The sequence below is a fragment of the Clostridium rhizosphaerae genome (assembly GCF_016765585.1).
Classification (GTDB): Bacteria; Bacillota; Clostridia; order Clostridiales; family Clostridiaceae; genus Clostridium_AT; species Clostridium_AT rhizosphaerae.
On sequence record NZ_JAESWC010000001.1, the window covers coordinates 14,924 to 28,389 of the forward strand.

Consider the following 13,466-nt stretch of genomic DNA (forward strand, 5'->3'; position numbering starts at 1 on the left):
TATCCAAAGAAATCTTCTACCTATGCACAACCTTACCGAAAATTAGCTTGTCATAATATCTTCCTTCAATAAAATCATTGTCTTTTAGTCTTCCCTCTAATTCGAACCCATTTTTCTGAAGAACTCTTGCAGAACCAATATTTGCCTGTATTACATTAGCATATAGTTTATGGAGGTTTAATACCTGAAATGAAAAATCATTCATCAGTTCAACTGTTTCAGTACCGTAACCTTTTCCCCAAAAATCCTTATCAAAGACATATCCTATCTCCGCATGGTTTGCATTGCTGTCAAAGTTAAAAATCATTGCAGTTCCTATAATTTTATTAGTTGATTTAAGCACTACAGAAGCATATAAATGAGTTCCTGCTGCTTCACGCCTAATCATTTCCTCTATATAATCTCGAGTTTCCTTTAGTTCTTTCATTAATCTCCAGCCGATAAAACGAGAAACATCTTCGTCTGAAGCATAGATATGCACCTCTTGTGCATCGTTTACATCTAAAGTCTTAAAATAAATATTTTCTCCTTTTAGACTATGAAATAAGTTTATATTCATTATTTAATCCCCCCATGACTTTAATTAATTTAAAGTCTTATATCCATTGAATCAGGATATAAGGCTTGTCTTTACTAAACAGTTATCTAAATTATAACATTATTCCACTATATGTAAAACCAGTATAGCTATATAAATTCCCTTATTTTTCTTTTTATGATTTAATTATTATTATAAATTTATACAATACAAAAAGAGCATTCTTATTATATTGATAAGAATGCCTTTTATTCCTGTTTAATTTTTCTTCTGACTATCAGGAGTAATATTTAATATTGTAAATAACTCTGTAAACAGTTTTTGTGCTGCAGGTACTGCGGTCTGAGCAGCATAGAATTTGTCAGGGCTTGGCTCTTTAACTGTAACTATTAAAGTAACTTTTGGGTTATTAGCCGGAGCCATGCCTGCAAAGGAAGCTATATACTTTCCTTCTTCATATCTTCCTGTTTGAGGATTAACCTTGTTTGCTGTTCCAGTTTTTCCTGCAATATGATAGCCCTCCATAAAAGTGGCTGTTGCTGTTCCCTTATTAACAACCTCCTCTAGATAAGTTCTGAGCTGAGCTGCCTTATCGCTGTCTATAATACTTTTTTCTCCAAGATTATCATACTTATTATCCACAACTTTTTTATCATCAACCTGATGAGAAATCTCTTTCATAACGTGAGGCCTTATCCATGTACCACCGTTAGCAACTGCATTAAAGGCTGCCAGATATTGCACTTGGGTAAGAGCAATTCCTTGTCCATAGGACATAGTAGCAAGTTCTACAGGTCCAATATCCTTTAGCTGCTTCATTATTCCAGTACTCTCCCCAGGGAGATCAACACCGGTTTTTTGTCCAAAGCCTGCATTTGAAGCAAAGCTATAAAGTTTTTCTTTACCAATCTTCTGTCCAAGCTGAATAAAGCCAACATTATCTGAAAACCTAAGTATTCCTGCCAAGTCCAAAATACCATTAACCTCTTGTTGGTCATTGTATAAGGTTCTATTTGCAACCTTTATACTTCCGGTACTGTTAAAACGGTCTTTATCTGTAACAGAACCCGTTTGAAGCCCTGCTGCTGCTGTTATTACTTTAAAAATTGATCCTGGCTCAAATATATCGCTTACAGCACCATTTTTCCAGGCTTCTTGTATTTCCTCACTTGTCTTGCCTGCTTTATTAGGAGTATTAGGGTCATAAGCTGGAGTATTAACCATTCCTAAAATCTCACCGTTGCTTGGATCCATAATTGTTATACTTACTGATTTAGCATTATTCTCTTTTAAGGTTTCATTAGCTACCCTTTCAGCAAGCATCTGAATTTTAGTATCAATAGTTAAGGTCAGATCATTTCCATTAATAGGCTGTTTTAAAAATGACTCAGTATCAGGCAGTTCATTATCTGTTCTATCAGCCTCAAGTACTCTAAGACCTGGAGTACCTTCAAGCTCCTTGTCATAATATTGTTCTACTCCATTAATTCCCTTTCCTGCACCGTCAGTATGTCCAATAACATGAGATAAAAAGCTTCCGTTTGGATACATTCTGGTCTCATCCTGGGAGAGCATTAAGCCGCTGTACTTAAGACCTTTAACAGCATCTGCTGATTTTTTCTCTACCTGTCTTTTAAATGATACGAATTGAAGCGGATCGCCTTTACTATCCTTGCTGTCAAATATTTTTTGCAACTTATTTATGTCCATATCAAGAGCCTTCGATAAATTGCCTACTGCTAAATCTTCTGGAATATTCTTATTTGATAAATACGTTTTAAGTACCTTTAAATCAGCATCAACTCTATATACATCTACACTCGTTGCAAGTACAAAACCATTCCTATCCTGAACAACTCCCCTTTTAGGAGCTATATCTATGGTTTTAGTCCACTGATCTGTTGCCATTTTCTTATACACCGCGCCTTTAACACTCATTACGTATATAAGTCTGCCCTCTAAGGCAATAAACAGAATCAAAATTACTGCCCATATAAATTTAAATCTACCTTTTTTACGCATTTCCTTCTTCAACTTTTTCACCAGCCTGCCTTGTCCATTTTATATAATATTATCATATTTTTGTGAAGTATGTGTGTATTTTTGATATTATTTTTAAAACTCAAGAATATAATATATGCTTAAATTTTTAATTATCTTAATATATATAAAATCAGAGCTTTTCAGCTTACTTGTAGCAAAAAGCCTATAGTGCTATAATACACAACATAAATATATTACTTTGGAAATTTGTGGAGGGTATGTATGAAGACAATAGAAGTAGCTGCAGCCATTATAAAACTTAACGATAAAATTTTAGTTACTCGCCGCGGCTACGGTGAATTTATTGATATGTGGGAATTCCCGGGAGGAAAACTAGAACCTTCAGAAACAAGGGAGGAAGCCCTTATCCGTGAAATTAAAGAAGAATTAGAAGTTAATATTAATATATTAAATTATTTAACTACCATTGAGTATGATTACCCAGACTTTCATCTTACAATGCACTGTTTTATATGTACTATATGCAAAGGTGAAATACATTTAAACGCTCATAATGAAGCTAGATGGATAACCAATGAACAGCTATATAGTCTTAATTGGGTGCCGGCAGATATATTAGTGGTTAAAAAATTGGAAAACTTTGCTTGCAATAAAGAGCTTTAAAATCTCTTTATTGAATTAGAAATATATTTTTATATTATAGTAAAAAGGAGTGAATTTATATGGAATATAAGGTTAAAACAACTAAAGCTCAGGAATTTATAAATATTACTTCTATTGTAAAAGAAGAAGTATCAAAAAAGAAAATAACTGACGGAATTGCTGTAGCGTTTATCCCTCATACAACAGCCGGAGTTACTATAAATGAAAATGCTGACCCCGATGTTGTATTTGATATGCTGTCAGACTTGAATAGAGTTTTCCCAGAAAGGAAGGAACATAGACACTTTGAAGGAAACTCACATGCTCACATAAAAGCCTCCTTATGCGGTTCCTCAGTAACAGTGATAATTGAAAACGGAAAGCTTAAGCTTGGAACCTGGCAGGGCATTTACTTCTGCGAGTTTGACGGACCTAGAAATAGAAGTGTTTATGTTAAGGTTATGGAAGGTTAATGTAAAAATTAGATGTGTAAAAAGAGAAGATTTCTATGAATCTTCTCTTTTTTAATCTAACTATCCAAATACTGATACATATCCATAGGTATTCTATCAATAATTTCTCTTTCAATTATGTAATGAATGTAATTTCCCTCTCTTTTTTTGCGAAGGATACCTGCTTCATACATAAACTTTAGGTGCTTTGACACTCCTGCTTCTGTCATTGCCAAGTCTTTTGCAATAGCTTGAGTGCTGTTAACTTTCTTATAAATACATCTTAAAATTTTAAGCCTTGTCTCATCTCCTAAAGATTTCATAGTTATAAACAAGTCTAGAGGCACTTCTTCCGCTGACTTCTCCAAATTTACCCTTATAGTAAATTGAAGGCTTTTTCCTTCTTCTATATCAATAAGCAGATGTGGATCTATAAAGCTGCTTATAGTTATATATACCTTATTTATAGAAGTAAAAGGTACAGTAAACAAAGTGTATTTATGAAAAAGAAAAGCCTTGTCCGTAGTCTCAATTCTCGTATGAATCTTTGGAGCGTATTCTTTAAGACCTATATCTTCGCATAATGCTGTTTCTTTTTTTAGTTTCCTAATAAGAAGAGGTTCAATAAATCTGAGTTCTCTTTCAAAGTAAAGATAATAGTATTTTTTAAGACATGCAATAAATCTTCTCTTAAAGCCTTCTGGATTATTAAAAATCCTTGCCTGTACTTCGCTTATCTTTGTAAAATCACCATTATAGGAAGCTTTTCTGATACACTTTTCAACTTCTTCTCTGCTTAAGCTTTGTCGTAAAATTATATATACAAACTCTACAATATCCATTTCAGCGATACATTCTAGCGAAGCAATAATATCCAGGTCGTTAACTCTATAAACAATATTCTTAAAGTCCATAACAGTAAGCCACTCATAGTAATTATTTCCAAAATACATTATCTCTTCATATAAATCTGTATCCATTCTTTCCTTTATATCTCTGTACCAATTAAGCCTGCTTAAATGATGCTCTGGTTTTGTTATTACGTGAAGACTGCAGAGCATTTCAAAGTATGGCGAATATATAAACTCTATATTCCAATTAAATTCATTGTAATCATAAAGCTTCATAATATCTTCCTTTCACTAGGAACACTGGGAATCTTAGAGTGCTTACTTTAGGATTATTATAGCATATTTATTTAAAATAAAGACATACTCCCTGTTTCCTTAGCATGAGCTTCGCCTGTTTTAAGAAAAAATATGGTTATTACCATCATTATGGCTCCTATGATAATGCTGACTAATATGAAGTTTTTTAAATCATAAATACTTTCATTATTAAGGAGGGCCCTCCTTAATAACTCAGCAGCATAGGTTAAAGGAAAAACATAACTTATACCCTTGGCCCAAAGTGGAAATACTGCTGTGGGAACTTTAATTCCTGCAAAGATTTCCATTGGCTCCTCTAATATAGTGAAAAGAAAACCTGTATCTCTAGAATATAAAAACAGTGAATTTAAAAGCATTCCCCACAGCAGGGAAAGTACTATTACAAGCATAATTCCAATCAAAGCTGAAGCAATATTAGCATTAAAAGCATTGCCTTTTATATATAAAATAACTCCAGAAAACACTACAAATAGCCATACGCTTTCAAACACAGAAGAAATGGCATTCCCTAAAACAAAAGCAAGCCTGTTTCCCGGAGTTAAATAGATAAGTTCAAGGGTACCAAAAATTCTCTCAGTGGAAAATCTCCAGGCTGACTGAACTAGAGATCTGAAAAAACTCATAGAAACATAACCAATTAGAACAAATAAAATAACATTTGAGCTATTTAGGTAAGTTATATGGTTTCTAATCTTATCCATATTAAAAGGCTTATATCCGTAATATGTTGACAGGAAAACAAGCATAGGCCAAAAGAACAAGGAAATATATATGGATTTATTATGAAAATAATTCTTATGCTGCTTGACCATTTCAGCTCTTACAACCTTTAAAAAATATATCATTTTTAAGCCCCCTTTGATAATTTTATAATAGCATCCTCAAGCTTTGGTTCTTTTGTGTAAAAGCTTTTGATAGGCATTTTATGCTTTATTAAAAGACTAGCTATCTCATTGCTTAAATCCATCTTAGATTTAAAAGTATACAGCATATTTTTCTCATCCAGCTCTATATTACATCCCTCAATGCCTCTGCATATCTTAAATATTTCTTCATTAAGCTTTGTGTTCATAATATAAGTTTCCATACAAAGGGTCTTTTCCTCCATGCCCATTAAAGCAAGCTGCTTTGGTGTTCCCTCTGCAATTATAAGCCCTTTATCCATGATATAAATATATTCGCAAAGCTCTTCAACCTCAGGCATGTAATGAGAGGTTAAAAGTATGGACTTACCTTCGGAATATGCAATTCTCTTTACATGCTCTCTAAGTTCCTTTGCAATAGCAGCATCAAGCCCTAAGGTAGGCTCATCCATAAAAATATAGCTTGGATTATTTATCAAGCCTCTTGCAATTTGAAGTCTTTGCTTCATCCCCTTTGAATATCTCTCAACGGGAATATCCTGACTTTCTTTAAGTCCCACCAGTTCCATCAAATAATCTATTCTTCTGTCCAATTCTTTATTTTCAATATTATATAACTGTCCGTAGTACCAAAGGTTTTCCCTTCCAGTAAGCCTCCAATAAATCATCCTTTCCCCGCCAGCTACCATATTTATCTTTTTCTTTACTTCAGCAGAGTTTTTAACTGCATCTATGCCGTCTATAGTAATTTTACCTTCTGTAGGTGTTAAAAGAGTTGAAAGCATTTTTATTGTTGTTGTTTTTCCTGCCCCATTTATGCCTAATAGACCAACAATCTGCCCCTCATTTATTCTGAAATTGATACCTCTTACTGCTTCAACTCTGCTTTTTTCAGCTTTAAAAAACCCCTTTTTAGTTTTTTGAACATAAACCTTCTTTAAATTTTCTGCAATTAACATATATCTTTCCTCCTAACCAAATACTTTTTCAAGTGCTATTTTTTCTACTCTTTTAAGAAGAATAAAACCCAAAACACAGTAAATCATACTAAGTATTATCAAATAACTAAATGAATTTACCTGTTCTAATATACCTATTCCACTTATTGTGCTGTTTCTAATAATGTCAAAAGAAGCTGTTACAGGTAAGAGCTTTCCTAAATATTGAAGCGGTACTGGCAAATATTCAATCGGAAAGGTAACTCCGCAAACTAAAAACATAAGAGCAAACAAGGTATTTTGAGATATATAAGTATCTCTAAAATAAAGCATTACTGCTGCCAATACCAAGGATAGTGAAAAGTAAGCAAACAGAGAAAATACAAAACCTATAATAAAGGAAAGAAGATTTATGTGAGAAAAGTCTGCCCCAAAGAATAAACTTATAACTATCATTACTATAATCTCAAAGCTGGTAGTTATGGTCTGCTGAAGCATATTGCCGCAAAAATACTGAATCCTGTTAAAGGGTGCAATCATTAGGCTGTCCAGTGTCCCTTCCCTAAGTTCTGTTATAAGACTTCTGCTTACATTAAGACAGGTTCTGACTACGAAAAGATAAAGAGCGGTCCCCACTATTACATAGCTCATGTAATCTCCGGTTCCTGAGTAAGCTTTAAAGGTATCATCAAGATTTCCCTTAAATAAAAGCTGATACATGAAAAATGCTGATAAAACTGTGTAGATTCCAGTGAGAGTGTTTCCAATAAAAAAATCTTTTGGATAAGCTCTTAGCTGCATGATGAAGTTTCTTTTAAAGGTTGCCTTTAGGATTTTCAAATTCATTAATATACCCCCTTGTATTTCTCTGAGCCACATAAGGATTATCAATCCTTATGCCCCTTGTATTTCTCTGGAGTCACAAAATGATACATAATTATTTTGCTTTTCCAAAATTTTGATTAGCTATTTGGTTAACCAAAATCGCCCAAATCTTAGGGCAGAGGTATTATAAGCAGGAGGGATAATATTGTCAATAATAAATCTAAATAATTACTTCTTAATTTAGTTGATGTTTTATCATGCTTGTAATATAAATTCTACAGTGATACAATGAACAACATAAATACAACTTTGTATTATATTTACATTTTATTAATTGTATTTACAAATCAAATTCAGGCAGGTGTTTTATGCCAAACCTTAATAATATATTTCGCCCATTAACCTCTCATCCATTTAAAGATAATGAAACATACACAGAAATAGAGCCCTGCGATGCTCTAAAGCCATATATCCGCTGTTTTTGGGGAACTCCAAAGCCTTGCTTGAACTCTATTTCAAAATGTACAAATTTTAGTTTGGTCACACCAGATACCTGTATGGATATTATCTTTAACATAAACCATGATGATAATAAAACAGAAAATCTATTCTGCGGAATAAATGATATATCCTTTGCATCTCAAGTACAGAATGTTAAACAAGAAATTTCATGCTTTGCAATAAGATTTTACTTCTGGGCAGTACCTTTGTTTTCGAACAATTCTATGAGGGATGCTATGAATACCTTTGTTGATGTTGAAGCTTATTTTGAAGATTTTCACAGGCAGCTTGAACCAATTTTAATTGATAAGCATTTTATTAGTGAAAGAGTTGCAGCAGCTGAGGAGTATCTTCTAAAAAAGCTTAATTTAGGCAGACAAAACAATAATGTAATGAACAGCATTTACTATATTTTAAAGGCAAAAGGTACATTTCAAATCTCAGAACTTACACATTATACTGCGGTGGGTCAAAGACAGCTGGAAAGATTATTTCTAGAGTTCACCGGTATAACTCCAAAAAAGCTTTCGAAGCTTATAAGATATCAATATTTATGGCAGGACATTGTATGCAATCCAAAGTTTTGCATACAAGATGCTGTGTTTAGATATAACTTTACAGATCAGGCTCATCTTTTAAAAGAATTTAAAAAGTATCATTCAATGACACCTTCCGAAGGAAGAGCTTTTGCTTATAGAAACAGGTAATGTCGTATTTTTACAATATAATTAAGTTTATTTATTATATACTAAAAACAGAAAATGAGGTGAAACTATGGAAAAGCTGAAAAAAGAGCAATTAGAAAAAGTGGAAAAATGGATATACGAAAATGCAAGACCACTGGAAGTAGCCAAGTGGAAGCTTCTTTGGAACAATGGTTCTAAAGATGAGTTATTAAAAGAAATGCTAAAATATCAGAATGCTGACGGAGGCTTTGGAAATGCTTTTGAGTCGGACATGCTACTTCCAAAGTCCTCCGCTATTGTTTCAACAGAAGCAATCTTTACAATGCTTAATTTCGATCTAGATGTAACTGAGAAATGGTTTTTAGACCTTCTAAATTATTTTATGAAAACAAAACAGAATACCCCATCTTACTGGGAGGCTGTGCCAAAGGAAGTAGAAGACTATCCTCGCGCTCCCTGGTGGAATTACAGCCCTGATACTGAGTTTTCACCAAACCCTTGTGCTGTAGTTGCTGCTGCAATGCTTTTATATGGAAACAATGAGCAGAAAACTCTTGGAAATGAAATTGCAGAAAGGTGTATTTCTCTTTTAAAAAGTGATAAGGCTGTTGGAGACCACGATATTTATTGTATTCAAAAGTTATTTATTGCTCTTGAAAAAACAGGCTCTGAGCTTTTGAATGAAGAGGTCCGCAAGGCAATGAATAAGAGAATACTAAGCAATATATGTTTAAAGCCTGAAGAATATATGAATTACGTGGCTCAGCCACTTGACTTTATAGATTCTACTGAATCTCAATGGTATAATTTATTAAAAGAGCATATACCAATGAATATTGATTTTTGGATTAGTAATATTAATGATGAAGGTGTATGGACACCTAACTTCTCTTGGGGAGTAAATACACTTGAAGCAAGAAACGCCACAAAAAACTGGAAAGGTTATATGGCCGTAAAAAGAGTTAGAATTCTTAAGAATTTTGGTGCGATAGAAGAATTATAAATAAAAATGCTGTGAAATTAGAACTCACAGCATTTTTATAATTTACAACAACTCTCTCTTTTTAAAAGGCGCCATCATAAACCTCTTAGCTGACTTTATATTTGTAAGCCACTCAATATGTGCATCTTGTTTAGTATTAGAGAGTATCCTGGGAACGAAAAACTTGGCGACTGTTTCAGGCTTATCTGCTAGAATATTGAACACTTTTTTAAACTGATCATCTTTCGTAACTGATGATATCTCTCCTGTAGGAGATTTGGTTATAAACTCAGTAAGCATCATCCCTGGAGATAATCTTCCTACCTTCACGGGAGAATCTTTCAACTCCTTTGCTAGACCTTTTGTAAAGTAAGTTAATGCACGTTTTGAAGTACCATATAGAATGGTCTTATTAATAATCATATCATTAGAGCCTAATCCTTCCATATTAAAAACCTGTCCGTGTCCCTGCTTTAGCATATTTTCAACTGCTACTTTCGAGCCGTACATAACACCTTTTATGTTTGTATTTACAACAGCATCAATATATTCGTCATCGGTGTCCCACATAAATTCACGAGGACAGTTCTGTCCTGCATTATTAATCCAAATATCTATGCTTCCCCATTTCTTTACTGACCTAAGCCACAGGTTTCTAATTTCAGATATGTGGAAAAAACGAGGTTTCTATTCTTGGAGAGAGTTTTAATGAGATGCTTTTAAAGGTTTCAGGTATGATTAAAGGTATCCAAGCTAACACAACACAATTAGAAGAACAGTCCGGTACCCTTTCAAAGGTTTCACTAGAATTAAGCAAGACTTCTTATGAGGTCTCAGGAGCTATAGGCGAAGTGGCTAACGGCGCTACAGAACAAGCTGCCGATTTAGTAAATATAAGCGGAATAATTCAAGACTTCGGAAATGACCTTGATAAAATTTCAAAGTTAGTTGTTAACGTTTATGGAAATTCTAAGCTCATAAGCAGTAAAGCAGCTAACAGTAACTCTGAGCTTAAGGCACTAGTTGATTCAATAAAAAATATAGAACAATCCTTTGAGGGAGTCAGCGCCAAGATCGGCAAGCTCGGTTCTAACATTAATCAGATTCAGCAAATCACCAGTGCTATAAAAAGCATAGCTGACCAAACAAACCTTCTTGCACTTAATGCAGCCATTGAAGCTGCAAGAGCAGGAGAAGCGGGCAGAGGCTTCTCGGTAGTTGCAGATGAAATAAGAAAGCTTGCCGAGCAGTCTAAAGTATCCTCAGAAAATATAAACAGGATTATTAGTGAAATTACCTCAGAAGCAAATGATGTAATTACTACAACTGATGCGGTAACCACAGAGCTCAAGGATCAATCCTCAATCATAGAAGGCTCTATAACATCTTTTAGAGACATAGTATCTTCCATGGAAGAAATAATTCCTCAAATAGAGCAAATAAATGGAGCTACAAAGCAAATAGACGAAAAGAAAGAAGATATCATTAAGAGAGTTGAGGCGGCTTCAGCAGTTGCAGAGGAAACTTCAGCATCCTCAGAAGAAATATCAGCCTCAGCTGAAGAAATGAACTCCTCCGCGGAAGAGGTATCTAATTCTTCTAAGCTTTTGAATGATGTTTCTCAAAAAATTTCTGCACAGTTAAATAGATTTAAAGTTTAAAAAATAAGGAGCTTGTTTATGAAAGCTCCTTATTTTTTAATCAAGCAAACTCCTCACAATTATTATAATTTATCATAATCTATTAATAGTAAGATTAATAATTATTTTAAAAGGAGTATTTATATGTATTTCTATTGCCCTTATAAATGGAGAATTGATACACAAAAATTTGCAGCTGTTACTGGTATCGTTACAAAAATTGAGGATTTTAATCAAAGTCCAGATGATGCTTCAACAGGTTGTTACAAGTTAATGTCTATAGAGAGCAGCGACAAAGGACCAGTAAATTTTGTAATATCTCCTGAAACTTATTTTGTAGATTATGAAGTTATAAATGAAGGAGACACAGTAACTGGATTTTACGATGCAAACGCTCCGGCTATTCTTATTTATCCTCCTCAATATCCAGCAATTGTTGTGGCAAAAGATACTGAGTATCAAAATGTTGCTTTTGACTACTTTGACAATCAGCTTGTAAGCAGTAGTGGAAGCTTAAAATTGAATCTTGCTCCCTCAACTGAAATAATACTGAAAAACAATCAGCCTTTTAACAGATATCCAGGAAACAGAAATCTAATTGTTATTTACGGACCTTCAACCAAAAGTATCCCTGCTCAGACTACTCCTTATAAAGTTATTGTTATGTGCTAAAGAAATAAAAACTATGATTTACTAAAAGTTGAACATCTCTATCAGACGATAAAAATATATAGGAGCTATTTTCCCTTATAGAGCAAAGCCTATATCTTAAATTGCCAAGCAATATAACATATAGGCTAACTTTTATTCTTTTGTTGTGAATAACCTGTCAATAACATTTAATACTTACCCTAATTATATAACTCCTCTAATACTCTGAAGTCTGCCTCCTTAGCAATTACCTCTCGTATGATTTCTTCTCCCTTTTTATATACCCTATATGCATTGGCTTCTTTCCTTGTAGCAATTACACGATACCTGCCATCTACAAACTGAACAGCACAGTCGTTATCAATAGCTATACCAACATGTCCAAAATCTTCTGTCATCAAATCCATCTTTTCCTTATAGCCTTCAAGATTATAATGTGGACATATTGTAAAAGGCACAAAGCCCATGCAATTAGCTCTAGTGTAATCTGAAAATCCTTTAATTGTCTTAAAGCCTGCAGTATATTCCGTGTCAAAATAGTTTAGCCCCCAGCAGAGTGCTCCTGCGCTAATACCTGCAAATACTTTTCCTTCATTATAAGCCTCTTTAAGCATAGGTATAACATTAAAGCTTTTAAAAACTTCTAAAAGCTTTACTACAGAGCCGCCGCCTACATAAATAATATCTGCTGAAAATATCTTTTTACGTATTTCATCTTCAGCTGGCGTTTCATTTATTAAAAAGAGTATGTCTACCTCGCAGCCAAAGCGTCCCTCATAAATACTTCTATAAAGCTCGCAGTAACCAAGGTTATCCCCTCCTGCTGTAGGAACATAAAGCATCTTAGGCTGTTTTTTACCCGTAAGTTTTATAATTTCTTCATCAATGAAATCCAAGGATGCCGGTGGTGTTACTCCCCCTATAGTCACTATTTTCCCCATAATAACCCTCCCGCAAATATAATTACAATTATTATACCATTTATATCCATAACATTAAATTGAAATTTGTTTATAAAATAATATAGCAGCCAATCCGGCTGCTAAGTCATTTTTTATTATTCATCTTTAATCTCATTCCTGTTTAAATAAAAACTAATAAGGTTATAAATCACAACACATATAAATAGAATAACTACAAGAATTAATCCGATCCTATATTCTATCTTCAGAAGCTTTATATATTGGGATTCTATTTTTATACTGCTTATGTCAGATTTGATAAGCAGTACACATACAAATCCTGCTGCTCCGATAATAGATGATACAATGTTGTTCTTTATATTCTTTAAAAATCCCGCAAAAATTCCAATTACTGCTGTTATAAATGCTAAGAGTGCAAAAGTATTTGGATTCATCCTTTGTCCTTCTATAGCTTTACCTAAAGCTAAATCAATTCCACTTAAAGTTGCAATCTGCCGTCCCTGACAAGAAACTGTAACAAAAGGAAGAAAGAAACAAATTACTATAAGTCCAAAAAGGGATGGAGAAATATATCTTTTTGAGTTTTTCATTACAGCACCTCCGTAGATTTATTCTTTCAAATCTATATATTATATTTTGAAAAAATTACATA

At 33.5% G+C, this 13,466-nt stretch carries 15 protein-coding genes; 6 read left to right on the top strand and 9 right to left on the bottom strand.

What is annotated here, in order from left to right; genetic code table 11:
• Positions 1-16: 16 nt before the first annotated feature.
• Together JK636_RS00095 and JK636_RS00100 are read right to left on the bottom strand one after the other, a co-directional pair.
• A complete protein-coding gene (locus JK636_RS00095; protein WP_202746806.1) occupies positions 17-559 on the bottom strand; it encodes a GNAT family N-acetyltransferase in 543 nt (180 codons plus the stop codon).
• A gap of 237 nt (positions 560-796) precedes the next feature.
• Positions 797-2,572 (bottom strand): penicillin-binding transpeptidase domain-containing protein, encoded by a 1,776-nt coding sequence (locus JK636_RS00100; protein ID WP_243428077.1) that lies wholly within the window; start codon positions 2,570-2,572, stop codon positions 797-799.
• Between the two features lie 231 nt (positions 2,573-2,803).
• Between JK636_RS00100 and JK636_RS00105 the strand changes: the two genes are divergently transcribed.
• Together JK636_RS00105 and JK636_RS00110 are read left to right on the top strand one after the other, a co-directional pair.
• Positions 2,804-3,205 (top strand): (deoxy)nucleoside triphosphate pyrophosphohydrolase, encoded by a 402-nt coding sequence (locus tag JK636_RS00105; RefSeq protein WP_202746807.1) that lies wholly within the window; start codon positions 2,804-2,806, stop codon positions 3,203-3,205.
• A 59-nt stretch (positions 3,206-3,264) separates the two neighbouring features.
• Positions 3,265-3,657: a secondary thiamine-phosphate synthase enzyme YjbQ gene (locus JK636_RS00110; protein ID WP_202746808.1), complete on the top strand. Its 393-nt coding sequence runs from the start codon at positions 3,265-3,267 to the stop codon at positions 3,655-3,657.
• 56 nt (positions 3,658-3,713) lie between these two features.
• On the opposite strand, the gene JK636_RS00115 is transcribed toward JK636_RS00110, so the two are convergent.
• The 4 genes from JK636_RS00115 to JK636_RS00130 all read right to left on the bottom strand — a co-directional run bounded on the left by JK636_RS00115 (position 3,714) and on the right by JK636_RS00130 (position 7,452).
• Positions 3,714-4,763, bottom strand: a complete 1,050-nt coding sequence (locus JK636_RS00115; RefSeq protein ID WP_202746809.1) for an ArsR/SmtB family transcription factor — start codon at positions 4,761-4,763, stop codon at positions 3,714-3,716.
• Positions 4,764-4,834: 71 nt separating this feature from the next.
• On the bottom strand, positions 4,835-5,650 hold the full coding sequence (locus tag JK636_RS00120; RefSeq protein WP_202746810.1) for an ABC transporter permease: 816 nt from the start codon (positions 5,648-5,650) through the stop codon (positions 4,835-4,837).
• Between the two features lie 2 nt (positions 5,651-5,652).
• On the bottom strand, positions 5,653-6,627 hold the full coding sequence (locus tag JK636_RS00125; protein ID WP_202746811.1) for an ABC transporter ATP-binding protein: 975 nt from the start codon (positions 6,625-6,627) through the stop codon (positions 5,653-5,655).
• 12 nt (positions 6,628-6,639) lie between these two features.
• Positions 6,640-7,452 carry an ABC transporter permease gene (locus tag JK636_RS00130; protein WP_202746812.1) on the bottom strand — a complete coding sequence of 271 codons (813 nt, stop codon included), beginning with the start codon at positions 7,450-7,452 and terminating at the stop codon, positions 6,640-6,642.
• 347 nt (positions 7,453-7,799) lie between these two features.
• On the opposite strand from JK636_RS00130, the gene JK636_RS00135 reads away from it, so the two are divergent.
• The gene (locus JK636_RS00135; protein WP_202746813.1) at positions 7,800-8,639 is read left to right on the top strand and encodes a helix-turn-helix domain-containing protein; all 840 of its coding nucleotides are present in this window, start codon (positions 7,800-7,802) and stop codon (positions 8,637-8,639) included.
• A 67-nt stretch (positions 8,640-8,706) separates the two neighbouring features.
• Positions 8,707-9,621 carry a hypothetical protein gene (locus JK636_RS00140; protein ID WP_202746814.1) on the top strand — a complete coding sequence of 305 codons (915 nt, stop codon included), beginning with the start codon at positions 8,707-8,709 and terminating at the stop codon, positions 9,619-9,621.
• A gap of 42 nt (positions 9,622-9,663) precedes the next feature.
• On the opposite strand, the gene JK636_RS00145 is transcribed toward JK636_RS00140, so the two are convergent.
• A complete protein-coding gene (locus JK636_RS00145) occupies positions 9,664-10,269 on the bottom strand; it encodes an SDR family oxidoreductase (protein WP_338025718.1) in 606 nt (201 codons plus the stop codon).
• 44 nt (positions 10,270-10,313) lie between these two features.
• Here JK636_RS00145 and JK636_RS00150 point away from each other — a divergent pair, with 44 nt between their 5' ends.
• Positions 10,314-11,261, top strand: coding sequence for a methyl-accepting chemotaxis protein (locus JK636_RS00150; protein WP_202746815.1), 948 nt, complete (start codon positions 10,314-10,316; stop codon positions 11,259-11,261).
• Positions 11,262-11,384: 123 nt separating this feature from the next.
• Positions 11,385-11,912, top strand: a complete 528-nt coding sequence (locus JK636_RS00155) for a hypothetical protein (protein WP_202746816.1) — start codon at positions 11,385-11,387, stop codon at positions 11,910-11,912.
• 179 nt (positions 11,913-12,091) lie between these two features.
• On the opposite strand, the gene JK636_RS00160 is transcribed toward JK636_RS00155, so the two are convergent.
• Both JK636_RS00160 and JK636_RS00165 read right to left on the bottom strand, forming a co-directional pair.
• Positions 12,092-12,832 carry a Type 1 glutamine amidotransferase-like domain-containing protein gene (locus JK636_RS00160; protein WP_202746817.1) on the bottom strand — a complete coding sequence of 247 codons (741 nt, stop codon included), beginning with the start codon at positions 12,830-12,832 and terminating at the stop codon, positions 12,092-12,094.
• Positions 12,833-12,948: 116 nt separating this feature from the next.
• Positions 12,949-13,404 carry a hypothetical protein gene (locus tag JK636_RS00165; protein WP_202746818.1) on the bottom strand — a complete coding sequence of 152 codons (456 nt, stop codon included), beginning with the start codon at positions 13,402-13,404 and terminating at the stop codon, positions 12,949-12,951.
• Positions 13,405-13,466: the final 62 nt, after the last annotated feature.